Raw genomic sequence first — 22,726 nt, forward strand, 5'->3', positions numbered from 1 at the left:
GCGCGGCGCCGCGTCACTCGCTAGCTTTGGGAATCGGGTTTGGTCTTGAGCTTGCCCAGCAGCTTGTCCAGGGATTTCTGGTTCAGCGCCTTGGCCAGCGGGAAGTCCGCGGGCATCAGCGAACCGGCCTGCGGGTCGAGGCAGTGTTCGACCAGCGCCTGCAAACGTTCCAGCAGGCGAGCGGGCAAGCGGCTGTCGGCATTCGGCGTGACGCTGTGCCATTCGACACGCAACACGCCGTCCTCCAGCCAGGCCACCACTTCACGGGCGTGGGTCACTCGGTTCACCGGGGCCACGTCCGGCGGCGGGGTCAGGCTGCTGGCGCGCAACCAGCCCTCTGGCGTTTGCTCATGCCCCAGGTAGTTGAACAGCACATCACCGTGGCTGGCCGGCAACTCGCCGCGCTGGCGCAGCAAGCCGTAGCCGAGGCCCAGGCCAGGTACGTCACGCAAGGCTTGCTTGGCGTTGCGCACCTGATCGCCCGCGGCGCCGCTGGCATTCACCCGAAGGGGGTAAAGGGTGGTGAACCAGCCGACGGTGCGGCCGACGTCCAGCCCGGCAAACGGTGCGTCACGCCCGTGGCGCTCCAGGTCCACCACGATGTCGCTGCGCTGTTCGGCCTCGGCCAGGGTCGCGGCGAGGGCGGCGATCAGCAGTTCTTCCGGTTGCGTGCGGTAAGCCGCATGGGATTCGGTCAGCCATTGGTGCGTACGGCTGGCGTCCCAGCGGGCCGACAGTGTCTGGCGCTCGGCGACCTGAGCCATGGGCGGCTGGGTCGCGCCGATCTGGGCACTCCAGTAGCGATGCTCGGCAGCGACCTTGGCGGCATGGGCTTGCAGGTGTTCGGCCCATTGACGATACGAGGTGGTTTTCGCCGGCAACGTCGGGCTCTCGCCACGCTCCAGTGCCGGGTACAACTGCTGGAAGTCTTCCAGCAGCGGCGTCCAGGACACCGCATCGACCACCAGGTGATGGGCCACCAGGTACAGGCGCTGCGGGGTGCCTTCCAGCAGCGCCGCGGCGAACAGCGGGCCGTGTTGCAGGTCCAGGCTCTGGGCGACTTGCAGCAGTTGTTCCGGGTGCTCGCAGCAGGTCAGAGGGGCTGGTGCCACCGGCGCGATGTGCGCCTGCCATTGGCCGTCTACGTCGGTGAAACGCAAGCGCAGGGCGTCGTGGTGGGCGACCAGTCGATCCAGCGTGGCTTGCACGATGGCTGGCTCCAGACGACGGTCGCTGTCGGCCAGCACCGATTGGTTCCAGTGCGCGACCTGGACCTGCTGCTGGTCGAAGAACCACTGGTGCAGTGGCATCAGCGGCATCGGCCCGGTCACGTCACCTTGTTCGGCCTGGGCCAGCAGCGCCGTGGTCACATGGGCCAGGGCCGCCGGGGTCGGCGAACGGAACAAGTCCCGTGGCGTGAGCGAATAGCCCTGTTCACGCAAGCGCGAGATCAGTTTCAGGCCCAGGATCGAGTCGCCGCCCAAGGCGAAGAAACTGTCCGATGTGCCGACTTCGCGGCCGCCGGTCAAGGTTTCGCCGAGCAGCTCGCCGAACAACTGGCAGAGCAGGCGCTCCAGGTCGGTGCGCGGTGCTGCGTAGTCCTTCTGAGTGTTCGGCAAGGGCAGGGCGGCCAGGGCCTTGCGGTCGATCTTGCCGTTGGTGCTCAGGGGCAGGGCCGGGATCTGCACCCACACCGCCGGCACCATGTAGGTCGGCAGCTCGGCCGCGAGCTGGGCGTCGAGGTCCGATTGCGCGGTGTGACTGCTGTAGAACGCCACCAGGCGGTTGTCGATGACCAGGGTGCAGGCACCGGTGATGGCCGGCAGGTTCAGCAGGGCTGAGTCGATTTCCCCCAGCTCGATGCGCTGACCACGCAATTTCACCTGATGGTCGAGACGCCCGAGGTATTCGATGTTGCCATCGGCCAGGAAGCGGCAGCGGTCGCCGGTGCGGTACAGGCGCTCACCGGCCACGAACGGGCTGGCGAGGAAGCGTTCCTCGGTCAGGTCCGGGCGTTTCAAATAACCCCGGGCCACACCGACACCGCCGATGTACAGCTCGCCGATACTGCCAATCGGCAACGGCTGCAGGGCTTCGTCGAGGATGTACAAACGCAGGTTGGCGATGGGCTTGCCAATTGGCACGATCACATCGTCCGCCGAGCAACGCCAGACCGAGACGTCGATGGCCGCCTCGGTCGGGCCGTACAGGTTGACCAGCGCTGCCGGGTGTTGGCCCATGAAACGTCGCACCAGGTCCACCGGCAAGGCTTCGCCACTGGCGAACACCTGGCGCAGGCTGTGGCAGTCGGCCAGGCTCGGTTCCTCGACGAAGGCCCGGAGCATCGACGGGACGAAGTGCAAGGTCGTGACCCGTTCCTGCTGGATCAACTGGCTGAGGTAGGCCGGGTCGCGATGCCCATCCGGACGGGCAACCACCAGGGTCGCGCCAGTGATCAGTGGCCAGAAGAACTCCCACACCGACACGTCGAAGCTGTACGGGGTCTTTTGCAGCACACGGTCGTTCGGGCCAATGGGGAAGGCGTCCTGCATCCAGTGCAGGCGGTTCATCAAGGCGCCGTGTTCGTTCATCACGCCTTTGGGTTGGCCGGTGGAACCGGAGGTGTAGAGCACGTAGGCCAGGTCGTGGGCCTCGACGCTGATGGGTTCGAACGCCGGGGCCTGCGGCAGCGCGTCGAGGGTCCAGGCCTGATGCCCGACGGGCAGGCGCGACAGCCATTGCCCTTGGGTCAGGGTGACCTTGGCATCGGCGTCTTGGATCAGGAAGGCCAGGCGTGCGGCCGGCAGTTCCGGATCCAGCGGCAGCCACGCGGCACCGGCATGGACGATGCCGAGCAAGGCCACGACCATCTCCACGGAGCGCTCCATGCACACCGGCACGATGCTGTCGGTGCCCACGCCGGCCGCGCGCAAGGCACGGGCGACGGCTTGTGCTCGCTGGTCCAGCTCGGCATAAGTCAGGCGCTGGCCTTCGAACACCAGCGCCGGGGCGTTGGGGCTCAGGGCCGCTTGTTGGCTCAAGGCGGTGTGCAGGTTGGTAGGGCCGCTGTAGTGGCTGTCGGTGGCGTTCCAGCGGTCCAGTTGCTGCTGATCCTGCTGTTGCGGGAACAGTTCGACCAGGGGGCGTCCAGGGCTTGCCACCAGGGCGTCGAGCAGCGCGCACCACTGCGCGCTCCAGCGTTGCATCGTCGCTTCGTCGTACAGAGCCGATTGGTATTCCAGCGCCAGCGTCATATCGCTGCCGTCGTCCTGGACTTCCCAGCTCTGTTCGAACTTGGCGTCGATTACCGGCAACATCTGCTCTTCGACGTTCAGCCCCGGCCATTGGCTGCTGTCCACGCGGCCATAGTTGAGGGAGAACAGTACCTGGAACAACGGCGTACGGTTCAGGTCCCGGTTCTGCGCGACGGCACCGACCAGGGTGGCGAAGGGCAGGTCGGCGTGAGCCTGGGCGGCGCGCAGGTCGGCCTCAAGGTTGGCCAGCAGTTGCTCGGCCGGGGCCCGTTGGTCGACGTCGCTGCGGATCACCAGGGTGTTGACCAGGCAGGCCAGCAAGGTCTGGGTTTGTGCGTGGTCACGTTGGTCCGCCGGCGTGCCGAGGCGAATCTCCCGTTGGCCGCTGTAGCGGGCCAGCAGCGCGCTCAGGGCCGCGGCCAGCACCACGTAGGTGGTCGTGCCGCGCTGACGGGCGAACTGTCGGATGGCTTCGGCGCGCTGGGTGCCGAGGCGTACGTTCAGTTGCCGGGCGCGACGATCGGCTTCGGCGCCGCGCGGATGGTCGATGGGCAGGTCGAGTTGGTAGTCGTCCTGGCCCAGGTGGTTTTTCCAGTAGTCGAGGCTGTCACTGCGCCGAGCCTGGGTGTCCGGGTGCTGTTGCCACAGGGCGAAATCGACGTAGTCGATCTCCAGCGGTGCCCAGGCGGGCGACTGTCCGTTCAGGCCGGCGGCGTAGGCCTGGGTCAGTTCGTCGATGAGCAACTGCATCGCCCAGCCGTCGGTGGCGCTGTGGTGCAGGCACACCAGCAGCAGGTGTTCGTCGCTGCCCTGGCGTTGCAGCAGGTGCGCACGCCAAGGCGCCGCGGCGGCCAGGTCGAACGGTGCCATTAATTCGTTCTGGGCGCTGGCGCAGGTTGCAGCCCAGTCCTGGGTGGCAACGCCAGTGACCGCGAGCGCCGGGCCGTGATCGTCGATCAGCAATTGCGGTTCGCCGTCGACTTCGACGATACGGCTGCGCAGCACCAGGTGGCGCTGGCTGACCTGCGCAAAGGCCTCGCGCAAGACCTGGACCTGCAACTCGCCGCGCAAGGTCAGGGCGAATGGCATGTGGTACTCGCGGGATTCCGGTACCAGGCGGCTGAGCATCCAGAACCGGCGTTGAGCCAGGCCCAGGGGCAATTGCGCCGGGCGCGGTTGTGCGCTGATCGATTCGCCGGGCATGGCCGCGCGCAGATGCTCGGCCAGTGCCGCGACCGTCGGTTGGGCGAACACCAGCGGCAAGGGCAGGGCAACCCCCAGGCGCTCGCGAACCCGGCTGACCAGGCGGGTGGCCAGCAAGGAGTGACCGCCGAGTTGGAAAAAGTTGTCCTCGATGCCGACTTGCGAACCACCCAGCACTTCGCTGAACAGTTCGCAGAGCACGGTTTCAGTGACATTGCGCGGCGCGGTGCGCGGCTGGTCGCTTTGGCTTTGTGGCAGCGGCGCGGCGGTCAGGGCCTTGCGGTCGAGCTTGCCATTGCTGTTGAGCGGCAGGCGGTCGAGCTGCACGAAAACGCTTGGTTGCATGTGCGCGGGCAGGTGGTCGTTCAAGTCGGCACGCAGGGTCGCCTCATCGGCGTCACCGCACCAGAAACTCACCAGGCGCTGGTCGAGCAACAAGGTGGCGGCGTCGCGAACACCGGCTTGGGCCAGCAGCGCCGCGTCGATTTCCCCCAGTTCGATGCGCTGACCGCGCAATTTCACCTGATGGTCGAGACGCCCGAGGTATTCGATGTTGCCATCGGCCAGGAAGCGGCAGCGGTCGCCGGTGCGGTACAGGCGCTCACCGGCCACGAACGGGCTGGCGAGGAAGCGTTCCTCGGTCAGGTCCGGGCGTTTCAGGTAACCCCGGGCCACACCGACACCGCCGATGTAGAGCTCGCCGATACTGCCAATCGGCAACGGTTGCAGGGCTTCGTCGAGGATGTACAAACGCAGGTTGGCGATGGGCTTGCCGATCGGCACGATCACATCGTCCGCCGAGCAACGCCAGACCGAGACGTCGATGGCCGCCTCGGTCGGGCCGTACAGGTTGACCAGCGCTGCCGGGTGTTGGCCCATGAAACGTCGCACCAGGTCCACCGGCAAGGCTTCGCCACTGGCGAACACCTGGCGCAGGCTGTGGCAGTCGGCCAGGCTCGGTTCCTCGACAAAGGCCCGGAGCATCGACGGGACGAAGTGCAAGGTCGTGACCCGTTCCTGCTGGATCAACTGGCTGAGGTAGGCCGGGTCGCGATGCCCATCCGGACGGGCAACCACCAGGGTCGCGCCAGTGATCAGCGGCCAGAAGAACTCCCACACCGACACGTCGAAGCTGTACGGGGTCTTTTGCAGCACACGGTCGTTCGGGCCAATCGGGAAGGCGTCCTGCATCCAGTGCAGGCGGTTCATCAAGGCGCCGTGTTCGTTCATCACGCCTTTGGGTTGGCCGGTGGAACCGGAGGTGTAGAGCACGTAGGCCAGGTCGTGGGCCTCGACGCTGATGGGTTCGAACGCAGCGGCGTGCGGCAGGGCGTCGAGGGTCCAGGCCTGATGCCCGACGGGCAGGCGCGATAGCCATTGTGCTTGGGTCAGGGTGACCTTGGCATCGGCGTCTTGGATCAGGAAGGCCAGGCGTGCGGCCGGCAGTTCCGGATCCAGCGGCAGCCACGCGGCACCGGCATGGACGATGCCGAGCAAGGCCACGACCATCTCCACGGAGCGCTCCATGCACACCGGCACGATGCTGTCGCTGCCCACGCCGGCGGCGCGCAGGGCACGGGCGACGGCTTGTGCCCGTTGGTCCAGCTCGGCATAAGTCAGGCGCTGGCCTTCGAACACCAACGCCGGGGCGTTGGGGCTCAGGGCGGCTTGTTGACTCAAGGCGGTGTGCAGGTTGGTGGGGCCGTTGTAGTGACGTTCGGTAGCGTTCCACTCGGTCAGTTGGCGGTGACGTTCGGCCGTCGGCAACGGAGTCCAGTCGCCAAGGCGGGTCCGTGGCGCCTCAAGCATGGTTTCCAGCAGTTGTTGCCATTGTTCCAGCCAGCGCCGGGCGGTGGTTTCGCTGAACAGCGCGGCGCGGTATTCCAGCAACACCGACAGCACCTCGCCGTCATGCACTTCCCAGTTCAGGTCGTACTTGGTGGCCTGGGCGGTCACGGCGCGTTCGCGGACCTGCAACTGCGGCCATGGCTGGCTCGACGAGTCGGCGTTCTGCATGGCGAACAGCACTTGGAACAGCGGCGTCTGGCCGAGGCTGCGGGAGGGTTTCAAGTGCTCCACGACCTGGTCGAAGGGCACGTCCTGATGCTGCTGGGCATCCAGCACACGGTTGCGCACCTGGCCGAGCAAGCCTTCGAAGTCCAGCGCCGGATCGAGGTCGGTACGCATGACCACGGTGTTGACGAAGCAGCCGATCAGCGGCTGCAGCTCGGCGAATGGACGCTGGGCCACTGGGCTGCCAACCCGCACATCGCGCTGGTTGGCGTAGCGGCCCAATAGCAACTGCGCCGCACCGAGCATGAGCATGTACAGCGTGGCGCCGCGTTGTTGGGCGAACTGTCGCAGGCGTTCCACCAGGGCGGGCGGCAATTGCAGTTGGACTGCGCCGGCCGCCGGGGCGAGCTGGTTCGGACGGCCCTGTTCGGTCGGCAGGTCCAGCAGGTAGTCACCGTCCTCCAGTTGATTGCGCCAGTAATCCAGTTGGCTGCTGAACGCGGTCTGTTGACCGGGTTCGCGCTGCCAGAGGGCGTAATCGGGGTATTGCAGCGCCAGCCCTGGCAGTGCTGCCGGGGTGCCTTGGCACTGGGCGGTATAGAGTTGTCGCAACTCATCCAGCAGGTTCTGGCTGGAGGCGTCATCAATGGCGCAGTGGTGCACGCTGAGCAACAACAGTGACTGGGCGCTACCGCTGCGTTGCAGCAACGTGGCCCGTACCGGTATTTCGGCGGCGAGGTCGAAACGGCGGCCGGTTTCCTCGTGGATCGCCGCGTCGGTCAGTTGTTGCCACTGCTCGTCACTGGCAGCCTGCATTGCCTTCACCTGCACGGCGATATCGGCCTGCGATTCGACCACCAGCGCCAACTCGCCGTCGCTATCGCGCACGATGCGGCTGCGCAGGATTTCGTGGCGTTGGACCACGCTGTTCAGGGCCGTGCACAGGGCCTGGACGTTGAGTTCGCCGTCCAGTTGCACGACGCTGACCACGTTGTACTCGCCACCGCCGGTGCTCAGTTGTTCAAGGAACCACAAGCGTTGCTGTTCGAACGACAGCGGCAGGCGCGCCGGGCGCGCTGCCGGGACAAAGGTCGCCGTCGGGGCTTGCAGGGGATCGCCCAGCAGCGCGGCCAAGGCGTCGAGAGTCGGGTGTTCGAACACCGCCCGTAACGGAGGTACCGTAGCGAACTGTTGGCGCAGGCGGGCAAACAACGTCGCCGCCAGCAGCGAGTGGCCGCCGAGGTAGAAGAAATGGCTGTCACGGCCGATCTGCGACGACGGCACGTTCAGCAACTCGGCCCACAGGGCGGCCAATTGCTGTTCGGCGGCGCTGCGGGGCGGATCCAGGGCGTCTGGCGCGGCTTGGATGTCCGGGGCCGGCAAGGCCTTGCGGTTGAGTTTGCCGTTGTCGGTCAGTGGCAGTTCATCGAGCAGCACGAATGCCGAGGGCACCATGTAGTCGGGCAGGGCGGCGCCAATGGCTTTGCGCCAGGCGTGGATGTCGGCTTGTTGGTCGCACGTCACGTAGGCCACCAGGCGCTTGTCGCCGGGCACGTCTTCACGGGCCAGTACCACGGCCTGGCGCACGCCCGGTTGGGCGCCGATCAAGGTTTCGATTTCCCCCAGCTCGACACGGAAACCACGGATCTTCACCTGATGATCCATGCGTCCCAGGTATTCGAGCTGGCCGTCGGGTAACCAGCGCACCAGGTCACCGGACTTGTACATCCGCGCGCCGGGCTGCGACGAGAACGGGTCTTCGATAAACACCTTCGCCGTCTGCTCGGCACGGTTGAGGTAACCCAGGGTCACGCCGGCACCGCCGATGTGCAGTTCCCCCGGGACGCCCACCGGCATCGGGTTGAGGAAGGCATCGAGCACGTAGGTGCGCACGTTGGCGATGGGCCGGCCGATGATCGGCCGCTGTGGGAAGTCATCCACTGCGCAGCCGGTGGCATCCACGGTGCATTCGGTCGGGCCGTAGGTGTTGAAGAAGCGGCTGCCGGCAATCGACGGCAGGCGTTGCCACAGCTGCGCGTCCACCGCATCGCCACCGAACAGCACGAAGCGTGGCAGGTACACCTCGCCACGGCGAACGCCGTCGCTTTCGAGCAGGGCCTTGAGCTGTGCCGGGGTGCATTCGAAAGCGTCCAGGCGGGTGTCGCGGAAGAATCCGGCCAGGGCCTCGGGGTCGTAGCGCACGTCTTCCGGGGTCAGGTACAGGCTGTGGCCGTCGAGCAACAGGATCAGCTCGGCCACCGAACTGTCGAAGGCGAACGAGTAGTTGAAACTGGTGCGCATCGGCTGGTCGGTGTAGCGGCGATACAAGCCATGGATACGCGCCCAGGCCAGGTTGACCACCGAACCGTTGGTCACCAGGGTGCCCTTGGGCTTACCGGTCGAACCGGAGGTGTACATGATGTAGGCCAGGTCTTGCGGTCCGGCGAGCGGGGCGGGGTTGCTGTCCGGCTGGCTGGCGAACAGGGCCGCGTCGCTGTCCAGGCGCAAGCGCGGCAGTTCGGCGCCCAGCTGTTCCAGCAGGCCCTGCTGGCCGAGGAACAGTGTCGGTTGCGCGTCTTCGAGCATGTACGCCAGGCGATCCACCGGGTAGGTCGGGTCCAGCGGCACATAGGCGCCACCGGCCTTGAGAATGCCCAACAGGCCGACCAGCAGTTCCAGCGAGCGCTCGACACACAGCGCCACCGGACGGTTGGCACCGACGCCACGGCTGCGCAGGTAATGTGCTACTTGGTTGGCCCGCCGGTTCAGTTCGCCATAGCTCAGGCTGCGGCCTTCGAAACACAGGGCGTCACGCTCCGGGGTGCGCTCGGCCTGTTGCTCGAACAACTGGGCGAAGGTCAGGTGCGTCGGCACCGTCATCTCGGTGCGGTTCCACTCGACCACGGTGCGTTGCCACTCCGCGTCCATCAGCAGCGGCAAGGCGGCGACCGGACGCTGGGGCTCGGCGAGCATGTGTTCGAGCAGATGCTCCAGGCGGGCGAGGGTCTGGCGGGCGCTGTCGGCGACGAACAGGTCGAGGGCGAACATCAGCTCCAGCTGGATCGGCGCATTGGCCGGGCACAGCACGTGCAGGTCCAGGTCGCATTCGGAATGCCGCAGCGGCGTGTCCAACGCTTCGAATTCCAATCCGGGGAAGCGCAACCGCGACTCCATCGCCAGTTGCTGGGCGACCATCACCTGGTACAGCGGCGCATGGCTGAGGCTGCGTGGCAGTTGCAGGCTGTCCACCAGTTGCTCGAACGGCAAGTCCTGATGCTGCAGGCCAGTGCGCAGACGTTCGGCCACTTGTTTGACCAGGGCGGTGAAGCCAGCTTGTGGCTCGAAGTCCGCGCGGATCGCCAGGTTGTTCAACAGAATGCCCAGCAGGCCTTCGGTGCCAGGCTGTTCCCGATGGGTGACTGGGGTGCCGACCAGCACCGTGGCATCGCCGCTCAAACGGTGCATCAGCACGGCGAAGCCGGCGAACAGGACGGTGAACGGCGTGGTGCCGAGGCGACTGGCAAAGGCCTGTACCCGGGCGCTGAGGTCGACGCTGAGTTCACGCTGTACGATCCCGGCGCGGTAGCTTTGCACCGAGGGGCGAGGATGGTCGGTGGGCAAGGCCAGTAGCGGGCTGGCGTCGCTGTCGCGGCGGTCCAGGGTGGTGGTCCAGTAATCGAGCTGGCGCTTGAGTTCGGGGCCTTGCAGGTGTTCGCGCTGCCAGAGGGCGAAGTCGGCGTATTGCAGCGGCAGGGCCGACAGGTCGGCGGGGGTGCCGTTGCAGCGGGCTTCGTAACCCAGGGCCAGTTCGCGCAGGGCGATGGTGGCCGACCAGGCGTCCGAGACCATGTGATGCAGGGCGATGCCAAGCACATGCTCGTCCGGCGCCAGGCGCAGCAAACACGCCCGCAGCAGCGGTGGGCAGGCCAGGTCGAACGGTTGCTCGAAGGTGTCCTGCAGGGCATTGAACTGCGCGCCGGCACGCGCGGTGGCGGTCAGGCCCGACAAGTCTTCGAAGGGCAGCGCGATGTCCAGCGCTGGGCTGATGCGCTGGCACGGTACGCCGTCGACGCTGTGGATGCCGGTGCGCAGGATTTCGTGGCGCACCAGCAGGTCGTTCAGGCTGGCGTGCAGCGCCTCGACATTGAGTTCACCCTTGAGGTGCAGGGCGAACGGGATGTTGAACAGGGTGGTGCCCGGCGTCAGTTGCTCGATGAACCACAGGCGCTGTTGCGAGAACGACAGCGGCAGCAGCGTCGGGCGTGGCTGGGCCTTGGGCACGCTGATCGCGCTGGCCTGCGGTGCGGCGGCCTCGGCCTGGCGTGCGGCGATGGCCACGGCCAGCAAGGCCACGGTCGGGTGTTCGAACAGCACCCGCAGCGGCAGGTCGAGCTTGAACCCGGTGCGCAGGCGGGCCACGATCTGGGTCGCCAGCAGCGAGTGTCCGCCGAGGGTGAAAAAGTTGTCTTCCACACCCACCGTATCGCGTCCCAGGACCTCGGCCCAGATGGATGCCACGGTGGTTTCCAGCGCGTTGCGCGGGGCGATGCTTTGCTGGGTGTCGGCCTGCCAGTCCAGCTCGCGGGCGGCGAGGGCCTTGCGATCGACCTTGCCGTTATTGTTCAGGGGCAGTTTGTCCAGGCAGACGAAGGCTGCCGGCACCATGTATGGCGGCAGTTGCGTGCGCAGGTGTTCGCTCAGGCCGTCGCTGCCCAGGGTTTCGTCATGGGCCGACCAGTACGCCACCAGCCAGGCTTCGCCGACGGTGTTTTCCCGCAGCAGGACGGCGGCTTCGCGTACGTTCGGGTGCTGGGCGAGACGGTGTTCGATTTCCGTCAGTTCGATCCGGTGCCCGCGCAGTTTCACCTGCTGGTCGCGGCGGCCCAGGTATTCGATCACCCCGTCTGCACGCCAGCGTCCCAGGTCGCCGGTGCGGTACAGGCGACCTTCAAATTGCGGGTGGTCGATAAACGCGTCTGCGGTGCGCTGCGGGTCGTGCAGGTAACCGCGGCCAACGCCGACGCCGCCGACACAGATTTCCCCGGCCACGCCCACCGGCACCGGGCGCAAGGATTCGTCCAGCACATACAGGCGGTTGTTGGCGGTCGGTTGGCCGATGGGCATGTGGCTGACCTCGGCCCCCGGTGCGGCGAAGATCGGCTGGAAGGCCACGTCGTCGGCGCATTCGGCCGGCCCGTAGGCGTTCATCAAAGCGATGTCGGGGAAGCGCGCGAACCAGTCGCGGGCCACGGTCGGCGGCAGGGCTTCACCGGTGGGCAGGACCCAGCGCAGGTCCGGCAGGTGCAGGTCGCACGGGCACAGGGCGAGCAAGGTGCGCATCAGGCTCGGGACGATTTCCAGCACGTTCAGGCGCTCGCTGGCGAGCACTTGCAACAGGCGTTGCGGGTCGTGGGCGACGTCATCCGGAAGAATGTGCACGGTGGCGCCGAGCACCGGCGCGGCGAGGAACTGCCACACCGAAATGTCGAACGCCACCGAGGCGGTCTGGGGAATCCGGTCGGCGGCGCCGAGCCCCAGGGCCGGCACCTTGCCGAAGATGTTGTTGAGCATGCCGCGCTGTTCGATCATCACGCCCTTGGGCGTGCCGGTCGAACCGGAGGTGAACAGCACGTAGGCCAGGCTGTCGGGGGTTGCGAGCACCGGCAGTGGCGTGTCGTTGCCGGACGTCCAGCAGGCTTCGGCGAACAGCGCCTCGGGTGCCTGGTCAAGGCCGCTGAGCAGTTGATCGAGCAGGCCGCTGCAGGCTTCACTGGCGACGAGGAGCGGGGCGCGGGACAGCCCGAGGATTTCCCGCAGGCGCTCGGGCGGGTGATTGACCTCAAGGGGCAGCATCGCTGCGCCGGCCTTGAACACCGCCAGCATCATGGTCAACAGCGCCAGGCCACGGGGGGCCACCAGCGCGACCAGTTGGTCTTCAGCGGCACCAGCCTCGCGCAGGGCGTGGGCCAGGCGGGTGGAGCGCAGGTCCAGCTCGGCATAGGTCAGCGAATCACCGGCGCAGACCGCGGCGACCTGATCACCGCGCTGGGCGACCTGGGCGGCAAACAGCTCGGCGTAGCTTTGATCCAGCGGAAAATCATGCGGGTTGAGTGCCCACTCGCCCAGCAACTGCTGGCGTTCCTCGGCGGCCAGCAGTTCGAAACTGGCCAACGGCGCCTCGGGGGCGGCGAGCATGCTGCGCACCAGGCTGGCGATGTGGCCCAGCAGGCGCTGCACGGTGGCGGCTTCGAAACGTTCGCGGTCATAGGACACACGGATGCCCAGTTGTTCGCCCGGCAGGATCACCACGGTCAAGCCGTAGTGGGTGTGCACGCTGTGGTCCATGCCTTCGAGGCTGAACTGGAAACCGCCTTCGAGGATCTGTTCGTCGATGGGTGCGTTTTCGAACACCAGGATGCTGTCGAACAGGGTTTCGCCCCGGGGGAAATCGCTCCAGCCCTGGATGTCGGTCAAGGGCGTGTGTTCGAAGTCGCGCATGTCGACGTTGAGCTTTTGCAGGTCGCCCAGCCAACTGCCGAGCGAGGCGTTCGGGTCCACGCAAACCCGCAGTGGCAAGGTGTTGATGAACAGGCCGATCATTTCAGCGACGCCGGTCAGGTCGGCCGGGCGCCCGGCCACGGTGACGCCGAAGACCACGTCCTGTTGCCCGCTGTAGCGTGACAGCAGCAGCGACCAGACACCCTGGAAGAACGTGTTCGGGGTGATCCTGCGACTGCGGCAGAACGCCGCCAGTGCCTGGGTTTCCTGTTCGTCGAGGTGAATCAGTTGGTCGTCCACCAGCACCGCATCGGTGTAGCGGTCGCGGGTCACGCCATTGTCCACGGTCAGTGGCGTGGGCGCGTTGAGACCTTGCAGCTGGCCGCGCCAGAACTGCTCGGCCTTGCCCGCGTCCTGGCGTTGCAGCCACTGGATGTAATCGCGAAACGGCCGCGGACTTTTCAGCTCTGGCGTGCGGTCGTTGCACAGGGCTTCGTAGACTTTGAGGAAGTCTACGGTCACCAGGGAAATGCACCAGGCGTCCATCAGGATGTGGTGGAAGCTGCGAATGAACTCGTAGGACTCATCGCCCAGGCGCACCAGCCGGAAGCGAATCAACGGTGGCTTGGACAGGTTGAAGCCGACTTTCTGCTCGTCCTCCAGCAGTGTGCGGATTCTCGCTTCCTGCTCATGGGGGGCGAGCCCGCGCAGGTCGAGGGTGTCCAGCGGCACCTTGACCTGGCGATGGATCACCTGCACCGGTTGCTTCTGGCTTTTCCACTGGAAACTGGCGCGCAGGGAAGGGTGTAGCGCCACCACCTGGCGCCACGATTCGAGGAATGCCCCTTCATCTATGGCCCCGCCGATGCGGTAGCGATCCTGCATCAGGTACACGCCGGAGTCTTCGTGCAGCAGGGAGTGGAACAGCATCCCTTGTTGCAGTGGCGACAGCGGGTAAATGTCTTCGATCGGGTTGCCGGTGGTTTTTTCGGTGGTCATTGAAAGCGTCCTGCGTAAAAAGGGGCAACGGTGATGGCGGGGCGAGTGGAGGAACCGTTCACAGGTCGGCCTCGTCCAGTTCGGCCATCAGCGCTTGCATTTCGTCATCGGACAGGCCCGAGGCGCTGAACTCGGTGCTGTCGGCTTGCGGCTCGGCGGCGCTCGGGTCCAGCGGTTGCGCGACCTCGGCCATGGCGGCGATGGTCTGGCGTTCGAAGACTTGCTTGGCCGACAGCGCGATGCCTTGTTCGTGGGCCTGGGCCACCACTTGCAGGCTCAGGATCGAGTCGCCGCCGATGGCGAAAAAGTTGTCGGCGACGCTCACCGTCGAGAGCTTCAAGACCTTGGCGACGATGGTTTGCAGGGCGGTTTCCATGGCGTTGCGCGGCGCCACATGGGCGCTTTCATCGAACGAATCAGGGTCGGGCAACTGCCGAGTGTCGAGCTTGCCGTTGGGCGTGCGCGGAAAGCTCGCCAGGGTCAGCACCAGGGCCGGCACCATGTATGACGGCAGGCGCTCGCCGAGGAAACGCTTGATCGCCTCGGAATCCGGTGCGTAGCCGTGGGCGGCCAGGATGTAGGCGAGCAGGCGCTTGCCGGCGGCGTGTTCCTGGACGATCACCGCGGCTTCGCGCACGTCGCTGTGGCTGCACAACTGGCGTTCGATTTCACCCAGCTCGATGCGGTAGCCGCGCACCTTGACCTGATGGTCCTTGCGCCCCAGGAACGCCAGGCGCCCGTCGGCCAGCCAGCACGCCAGGTCGCCCGTGCGGTAGGCGCGGGTGCCGTCGGCCAGGGAGACGAAGGCCTTGGCGGTTTCTTCGGGCTTGTGGCGATAGCCGCGGGCCAGGGTCGGGCCGGCAAGGACGATTTCCCCTGGCTCGCCGATGCCGCAGGCGGTGTCGAACTCATTCAGCAGGCGCAGGTCCATGCCGGCAATGGGGCGGCCAATGCTGACGTTGCGGTTGGGCTCCAGCACCTCATAGGTGGCCCAGACGGTGGCTTCGGTGGGACCGTATTCGTTCACCAACCGGGCGTAGGGCAAGGTCTTGCTGTGTTGCGCGATCAGCGATGGCGGGCAAGCCTCGCCCGCGACGATCCAGCAGGCGAGGCTGTCGGTGCTTGCGCTGCGCTGCAATTGATCGAGCAGGGCCTGGTACAGCGACGGCAATGACAGGCCGTGGCTGACCTGATGTTGGGCTATCAGTTGCGCCAGGCGGGACATCTCCAGCTCCTCACCCGGGGCGGGCAACACCAGGCGTCCGCCCTGGGCCAGGGTCCAGAAAATCCCGGCGACCGAGCTGTCGAAGGCGAACGACGACAGCAGCAGGTAGGCGCGCACGGGCGTCTCATAGGCGGTCATGCGCACCTGGGTCGAGAAGCTCAGTGCTCCATGGCTGATTTCCACGGCTTTCGGCGCACCGGTAGAGCCCGAGGTGTAGATCAAGTAGGCGAGGTCGTTCGCGTCCGGCAACGGCAACGCCGGCCAATCGCCAAGGTCCGGCGCTGCCAGGTCATCCAGCACGAAACGTTGCAGGTTGGCCGGCACGCTGTCGGCCAGCTCGGCGCTGACCACGATGTGGGCAATGGCACTGTCGGCGAGCATGTAGGCGCGGCGGTCGGCCGGGTAGGTCGGGTCGACTGGCACGTAGGCGCCACCGGCTTTCAAGACGGCGAGCATGGCGACAATGGCCGCGTTGCTGCGGGGGAACAGGATGCCGACGGGCACGTCGGGACCGATGCCGGCGGCGACCAGTCGATGGGCCAGCTGTGTGGCACAGGCGTCGAGGTGGCGGTAGCTCAGGTCACCGTCCTGGTCGCTGAGGGCAATGGCGTCTGGCTGTTGGCGAACCTGACGGGCAATCAGTTCCACCAGCGTCACCGGTTCGATGGACGGCACGCTTGTGCCGGTGCCGATCAACTGCGATTGCAGCGTTCCGCCCAGGGGCAGTTGGGCCCAGGCCCGTTGCGGTTCAGCCAGGGCGCCTTGCAGCAGTTGCAGCCAATGCTCGGCGAGGCAGCCTGCGGCTTCGGCGCTGAGGGCATGGCGGTCGTAGACCAGTTGCGCGTGCAGGCTGTCGGGCAACTGGCGTACGTTCAGGCACGCCTTCAGCGGGTTCATCACCGCGCTGGCATGGCGCTCCCGGGCATCGCCCGAGCGCCAGGCAAAGGCATAGCCGGCGTTAAGGTGGCCGGTGTAATAGTCTTGCCAGCCGATTGCACGTTCCAGGGTGGCGGCCACTTGCGTGCTTTGTTCCAGCAGGGTCGCCTGGGCATCCAGTTCGATGCTCACGGGCAGGCACTGCTCGAACAGGCCCAGGGTGCTTTCCAGCTCCGCGCCACGACTTTCATGGATCAGGGTGAGCGGCACCTGTTGCTGGCCGGCCAATCGTCCCAGCACCGCTGCCCATGCCGCCAGCAGCAGGTCCGGGGTCAGGGCCGAGTGTCGGGCGAGGTCGCTTGGCAGGGTCAGGTCCAGTCGGGTCGGCGCGAACCCGCCATCGAGGGCCACTTCGAGCGGCAACTGCAAGGTGGCCTGCTCGGTTTCACCCGAGGGTTTCCAGAAGCTCACGCCCGGATGGTCCGGCGCGTCTTCAACCAGGCTCCAGCGCCATTCGGCGTAATCGGCGTACTGCAAGGTGTCGGACAGGTCCGTTGCGGTGTCTTGCAGCAGTGCGCCGGCCAGCCATCTCAGGCTGGCGAGGTCGAAGTGGCTGCTGGCCGTCGCCAGGTCCAGGACCGCTTGTTCATCGGACAGCCGCACCAGGGTCACACACAGTGGGGTTGTCCAGTCACGGGGCTGGGCGGCGAGCCGGTCCAGCGCGGCGTCCTGGTCGGCACGGCTGTGCTGGCGCAGGTCCTGGAGATTCACCGCCAGCGGAGCGGTTTCGGCGATCACCTGCACCGGGTGGCGCAGGCCGGGCACGGGCATCAGGCGCGTGCGCAGGATTTCACTGCCGGCCACCAAGGCTTGCAAGCGGTTGTTCAGTGCCTCGACGTCCAGTGGCTGTGACAGCGACCATTGCAAATGGCAGCTGAACGGGTGCTCCGCCGCGCCGTTGATGTGGGGGTAAACCGATGCCTGTTGCGGCGAAATACGAAAACCTTGAAGTCCGCTCATGTTCATCTCGACTGGAAAAGGGCTTGAGCCTGGATCACCGCACAGACGTCGGGGCTTGCTGGACACGTGTCGGGCAAGCCTCCTGCGAACGGTGGGTAGACCCGTTGAATGTCAGACGGCAACGTCACTCGACAGCAGGGCTTCAGCCATGCCGGTCATGATGGCGCGCTTGCCGGTAAAGGGTTCGCGACCGTGCACGGCGAGCATGTTGTCGATGAACAACACGTCCCCCTGTTGCCAACTGAACCTCACCAGCGAGTCGAGGTAGGCCGCGCGTAGCGACTCCAGGACTTGCGGCTCGATCGGTTCGCCATCGCCATAAAAGGTGTTGGTGGGCAGGTCGAGGTCGTTGAAGTTGCTTTGCAGCGAATCGCGGATTCGCCCAGGCAGGGTGCTGATGTGGAAGAACGTGGCGTGGTTGAACCAGACCTCTTCGCCGGTGCGCGGGTGGCGCACCACGGCCGGCCCGCGTTGGCGGGTGCGCAGGCGATTGTTGTCTTTCCATTCCACTTCGATGCCGACGCTGGCGCAGTAGGCTTGCACTTCGTCGCGGTCTTCGGATTGGAATACGGTCTGCCATGGCAGGCCGAAACCGTCGCCGTAGTTGCGAACGTACAGCACGCCTTTTTCCCGGAATCGTGCTTCGATCTGCGGGCTGATCCTGGCCTTCACGGCGCGGGTCGAGCCAATCGGTGTTTCACCACCGGTTTCGGACGGCAATTGGCAATAGAAGAACAGTCGCAATGGAAAACGCGGCGAATAGGAGTGCTCGTTATGGGGGAAAATCATCTGGTCGGCCGGGTAGTCGGTCGAGGTGTAGATGTTGCCGCCGACCCGTGTCCGGGGCGAGGCGCGGAACATATATTCCAGAGCGCCGGGGGAGAGGGCGGCGATCACCTGGTCGAACTGCTCGACGGACGCGACGTTGAAACCGCGAAACAGCAAGGCGCCGTACTGCAGCAGCTTCTTTTCCAGCGACTCGCGTTCCCGGGCGGCCCAGGCGACCAGATCGACACCGCTGACCGCAGGCTCAATCACCAGGGGCAGGGCGTGGTCCGGGCTGAGCATGCGCTCGCTGACCAACTGTTGTTCCGAGACGTTCATGGCTTTGCGGCGCACGGCGCCAAGGGCGCGGGGCGATGGGGGCACGATAGACATAACAGCATCCGACTCGGTTAAAGGGACAAGGAGCGACGTTTGGCTTGCATCATCTGGCTGCGACCGGCCAGTGCCTGGGACTGTTGTCGCTCGCGGGCAAAAGCCTGGTCCCAGCTGTCGATGCGCTCGGCCAGCGCCGGCAGCGGTTCATCCAGCAGGGTGGGTATTTGCTCCAGCAGGCGTGTCCACAGGTGTTGCAGGCGCAAGGCACGGTCTTGGTCGAAGTGTTCGCCGCGATACTTGAGTGTCGCGGCGAGGCCTTCGCTGCCGTGCACGAGGTCAAGTACCAGGTGGAAATCTCCCGGTGCCTGGGCCACGTCCAGCGCGGACAGTTGCGCGCCGGCGATGTCGGTCGGGGTCACCCGTGACGGTTGATAGTTGAGCTTGACCTGGAACAGCGGCGAGTGACCGGGACGGCGTTGCGGCGCGAGGGCCGAGACCACCAGGTCGAACGGCAGGCCTTGATGGGCATAAGCCAGGCGCGCCTCATCGCGAACCCGCCCGAGGAACCCGGCCAAGGTCGGTTCGCCACGCAAGTCGCAACGCAGGGTCAACTGGTTGACGAAGAAACCGATGACGTCGTTGTGCTCGGCCAGTGGCCGGCCGCTGACGTCGGTGCCCAGCAAAAACTGCTGTTGGCCGCCCAGTTGCTTGAGCACCAGTTGGTAGCTGGCCAGCAATAGCATGAACAAAGTCATGCCTTGTTCGCGCGCCAGCGCCGTCAACTGCTCGCAGCGCGCCTGGGGCACGTTGAAGACCAGGCTGTGTTCGCCCGGGACCTGGCCGCTGCCGCCCAGTTCCAAGGTTTGCGGCATGCCGGCCAGGTGTTCGCGCCAGAAGTCCTGCTCGGTGACGATCCGCTGTTCGCTCCAGTGCCGTGTTTCCCATTGGGCGAAATCGAGGTACTGCCCAGGAAGCATGGCGTCCGCCGAACCTGCCAGTTCCGCCAACAATATTTGCGCCGAGCGCCCGTCGAAGGCGATGTGGTGCAGCGTCAGCAGCAGGTCGTGCTGCTGGTCATGTCGACTGAGCAACTGCGCCCGCAGCAGCGGACCGGCTTGCAAATCGATAGGTGTGGCGTGTTCGTAGGCCAGGCGCTGGCTCAGCGCCTGTTGTTGCTGCGCTTCATTCTGTTCACGCACATCATGATGGATCAGCGCGACCGCCGTGGCCGGCAACACCTGTTGTTGCGGGCCCTCGACACCGTCGCGGTATACCGTACGCAACACGCCATGCCGTTCGACCAGGGTGTTCAGTCGCACTGCCAGCGTCTCGATGTCCAGCGGACCTTGCAGGCGCAGGTGCAGCACCAGGTTGTGGCGGGTGTCGTCCGGGTTCAGTTGGCGCAGGAACCACAGGCGGCGCTGGGCGAACGATTGATGCCCCTGGCCGAGGTTGGCCTGCTCGGTCGATGCCTCGACCGTCGGCACCGCCTCATTCAGAAAGGCTTGCAGGGCCTGCGCCCATTGCCCGAGGGTGGTTTCCCCGAACAGGTCCTGGGTATCGAGGTTCCAGCCCAGGTCCCGATGCAGACGCGCGGCGAAGTCGGCCACGCCAATGGAATCCAGGCCCTGGCCGATCAGGCTGAGATCGACGTCGGCGCAAAAGTACGGGTTGATCGCGTGCAGTGTCTGTTTCAACCATTGGCGGCAGGCGGCTTGGGCCTGTTGCGGTGTTTCGGTCACCAGGCGCTTGAGCTGGGCAAGGTCAAGGGCGTCGTCGTTCGAGACCTGCGTTCCACCGCTCTGGGCGATGATGCTCAACGTGCCCGCGGCCAGTTGTTTGCGCGCGCCTTGACGGGCGATCTTGCCGCTGGTGGTCATCGGGATGGTGCCGGCTTGCACCAGCACGATCTGGTCGATGCCACAATCGGCGGCTTCGCGCACGGCGTTTTGCATCGACGCGAACAGCGCCGGATGATGCGCCGGGTCGACGAATTTGCGCTGCGGCTCTGCGACGATCACCAGTCTCTCGCGGCCCAGGGCCGGGTCCATTTCCGAGAAGGCGGCGATGCGTCCGGTGCGAATACCTGGCTCGGCGTCGGTAATGGCGAATTCGATGTCGTGGGGGTAGAGGTTGCGCCCATTGAGAATCAACAGGTCCTTGAGTCGTCCGCAGATCACCACTTGGCCTTCATGCATGAAGCCCAGGTCGCCGGAGCGCAGGTAATGCTCCGAGGAACCGGCGATCCGGGCTTCAAAGGCTTCGCGAGTGGCCTCGGGATTCTTCCAATAGGATTCGGCGTTGCTCGGGCCCTTGAGCCAGACCTCGCCGATGCGGTCGGCGGGGCAACGTTCGAAGGTGTGCGGGTCGACGATGGCGATGCTGTGCAAGGCTTGCGGGTAACCGCAGGCGACGAACTCCACGGCAGCGGCATCGGCCGTCGCCAGGGCTACGCGACCTGTCTCCAGCACGGTCTTGTCCAGGCGCAGCACCACTGGCAGCGCGTCGGGTGGCGTGGCGCTGACACACAGGGTCGCTTCGGCCTGGCCATAACCGGGGCTGATGGCCAGCGGGTTGAGGCCGCAGGCGGCAAAGCGCTGGGCGAACGCCTCCAGGGTCCCGGGGTGGATCGGTTCGGCGCCGTTGATCGCGTGTTTCCAGGCGCTCAGGTCGAGCTGTGCGATCAGGTTGTCGCTGACCACGCGGTTGCACAGGGCATAGGCGAAGTTGGGGGCGAAACTGGCGGTGGCGCGGTAGCGACTCAGCGCCTGCAGCCAAGTCGACGGTGCATTGACGAAAGTCTGGGAAGCCATCAGGTAGCACGGCATGCCGCTATAGAGCGGGGCCAGCATGCCACCGATCAGGCCCATGTCGTGGTACAGCGGCAACCAGTTGACCATGGCGCCGTGTTCGTCGAACGCATAGGCCTGGCGCATCAGTTCAACGTTGGCGATGAGGTTGCGCTGGCGCACTTCGACGCCTTTTGGCGAGCCGGTAGAGCCCGAGGTGTATTGCAGGAAGGCCACGGTCGAACCGTCGATGACCGGGCGTTGCCACTGGCTGGCCGGTGGCATGCCCAGGTGCTGGACGGTCAGCACATCGACACGGCCCTCCACCAGTTCCAGCAAGCCTTCGCAATAATCTGCCGGTGCAAGAATCAGCGCCGGTTCGGCATCCACCACCACGTTGCGGACGCGGTCCAGGTGGCGCGGCTTGCGCGACGGCGGTGGGAACAACGGCACGGCAATCAGCCCCGCATACAGGCAGGCACAGAAAGCGCGGGCGTAGTCGAGGCTGCTGGGCAGCATCAACAGCACCCGATCACCCGGCGCATAACGCGCTTGCAACGCGGCCGCCAGGGATTGGGATTGTTCGTGCAGTTGGGCAAAGGTCAGGGTTTCGCCGATCTCTACGCCGTCCGGCAAAAAGTGCAGGGCGGCGCGCTGAGGGAAGTGCTGGGCGTTGGCTTCCAGCACGTCGATCCAGTGTTCGAATGAATACATGTGCAATTCACGCCATGGCCACGATGACTTTGCGGTCACCGGTGAAAGGATTGCGACCGTGTGCCACCAGTCGGTTGTCGAGCATCAGGATGTCGCCGGGCTGCCAGGGGAAACTGATGGCAGTCTCGCGGTAGACCTCGCGCACGCTGTCGAGCATGTCGTCGGCAATCGGCGAGCCGTCGCCGAAATAGACATGGCGCGGCAGGTTCTCTTCACCCACCGCCGCCAGCAGGCTGGCGCGTACGCTCGGTTCGATGGCCGAGACATGGAACAGGTGCGCCTGGTTGAACCAGACCCACTCACCGGTCTCGGGATGCTGCTGCACGGCGGCGCAACGTTGGCGGGTGCGCAGGTCGCCATCGGCTTTCCATTCCCACTCGATGTCGTTGTCCTGGCAGTAGCGCTCGACCTGGGCACGGTCCTGGGTGTTGAAGACTTTTTCCCAGGGCAGGTCCAGGGCGCCACTGTAGTTGCGCACGTAGAGCAACTCACGGCTGGCGAACAGCTCGCGAATCTCGGCAGGCATGCGCTGGTAGATCAGGCGGCTGTCGGCAATCGGGGTCTCGCCACCGGTTTCACTGGCCTTGATGCAGTGGAACCAGATGCGCGAAGGCCAGGGGCGGGTGTAGGCCTGCTCGTTGTGCAAGGGAATGAATTGATGGGCCGGATATTCGGTGGAGCTATAGACCCCGGCGAAGACTTTGCTGCGCGGCGTGGAACCGAATTCGTAACTGGCCAGCGGCGCGCCGAAACTGGCGGCGAAGCGTTTGAAGTCAATGGGCGTGGCGACGGTGAAGCCGCGGAACAATACGCCGCCGACCGTAGCCAGGACTTGGGCCAGGCCTTCGCGAATCGAGGCGTCCAGGTCGTGGATCGACTGCCCCGATGTCCCCTGCACCAGCATGGGCAGCGATTGGGCGCTTGCATCCGTGGGCGCCATTGAAAAAAGCTCGGAACGCCCGTTCAGGTGTTCGATTGAGGTCATCCTTGTGCATCCTCTTATAGCGTCTTCGACCAGTCACAAGACCTTGAAA

The 22,726-nt window shown here is 65.7% G+C and carries 5 protein-coding genes; all 5 read right to left on the reverse strand.

What is annotated here, in order from left to right; all coding sequences use genetic code 11:
• Positions 1-20 precede the first annotated feature (20 nt).
• A complete protein-coding gene (locus tag ACMTA2_RS15165; protein ID WP_413795491.1) occupies positions 21-13,967 on the reverse strand; it encodes a non-ribosomal peptide synthase/polyketide synthase in 13,947 nt (4,648 codons plus the stop codon).
• Positions 13,968-14,025: 58 nt separating this feature from the next.
• The gene (locus tag ACMTA2_RS15170) at positions 14,026-17,088 is read right to left on the reverse strand and encodes a non-ribosomal peptide synthetase (protein ID WP_413795492.1); all 3,063 of its coding nucleotides are present in this window, start codon (positions 17,086-17,088) and stop codon (positions 14,026-14,028) included.
• A gap of 111 nt (positions 17,089-17,199) precedes the next feature.
• The gene (locus ACMTA2_RS15175) at positions 17,200-18,246 is read right to left on the reverse strand and encodes a TauD/TfdA family dioxygenase (RefSeq protein WP_413795493.1); all 1,047 of its coding nucleotides are present in this window, start codon (positions 18,244-18,246) and stop codon (positions 17,200-17,202) included.
• 17 nt (positions 18,247-18,263) lie between these two features.
• Positions 18,264-21,692, reverse strand: coding sequence for a condensation domain-containing protein (locus tag ACMTA2_RS15180; RefSeq protein ID WP_413795494.1), 3,429 nt, complete (start codon positions 21,690-21,692; stop codon positions 18,264-18,266).
• A gap of 7 nt (positions 21,693-21,699) precedes the next feature.
• The gene (locus tag ACMTA2_RS15185; RefSeq protein ID WP_413795495.1) at positions 21,700-22,677 is read right to left on the reverse strand and encodes a TauD/TfdA family dioxygenase; all 978 of its coding nucleotides are present in this window, start codon (positions 22,675-22,677) and stop codon (positions 21,700-21,702) included.
• Positions 22,678-22,726: the final 49 nt, after the last annotated feature.

Origin of the sequence: Pseudomonas medicaginis, from assembly GCF_965119365.1 — a bacterium.
In the GTDB taxonomy this organism is placed as follows: domain Bacteria; phylum Pseudomonadota; class Gammaproteobacteria; order Pseudomonadales; family Pseudomonadaceae; genus Aquipseudomonas.

What these genes read in the sequence shown, in the direction of transcription:
- ACMTA2_RS15180 (WP_413795494.1), bottom strand. Translation starts at nt 21,692, where the DNA reads ATGTATTCATTCGAACACTGGATCGACGTGCTGGAAGCCAACGCCCAG.
- ACMTA2_RS15175 (WP_413795493.1), bottom strand. Translation starts at nt 18,246, where the DNA reads ATGTCTATCGTGCCCCCATCGCCCCGCGCCCTTGGCGCCGTGCGCCGC.
- ACMTA2_RS15185 (WP_413795495.1), bottom strand. Translation starts at nt 22,677, where the DNA reads ATGACCTCAATCGAACACCTGAACGGGCGTTCCGAGCTTTTTTCAATG.
- ACMTA2_RS15170 (WP_413795492.1), bottom strand. Translation starts at nt 17,088, where the DNA reads ATGAGCGGACTTCAAGGTTTTCGTATTTCGCCGCAACAGGCATCGGTT.
- ACMTA2_RS15165 (WP_413795491.1), bottom strand. Translation starts at nt 13,967, where the DNA reads ATGACCACCGAAAAAACCACCGGCAACCCGATCGAAGACATTTACCCG.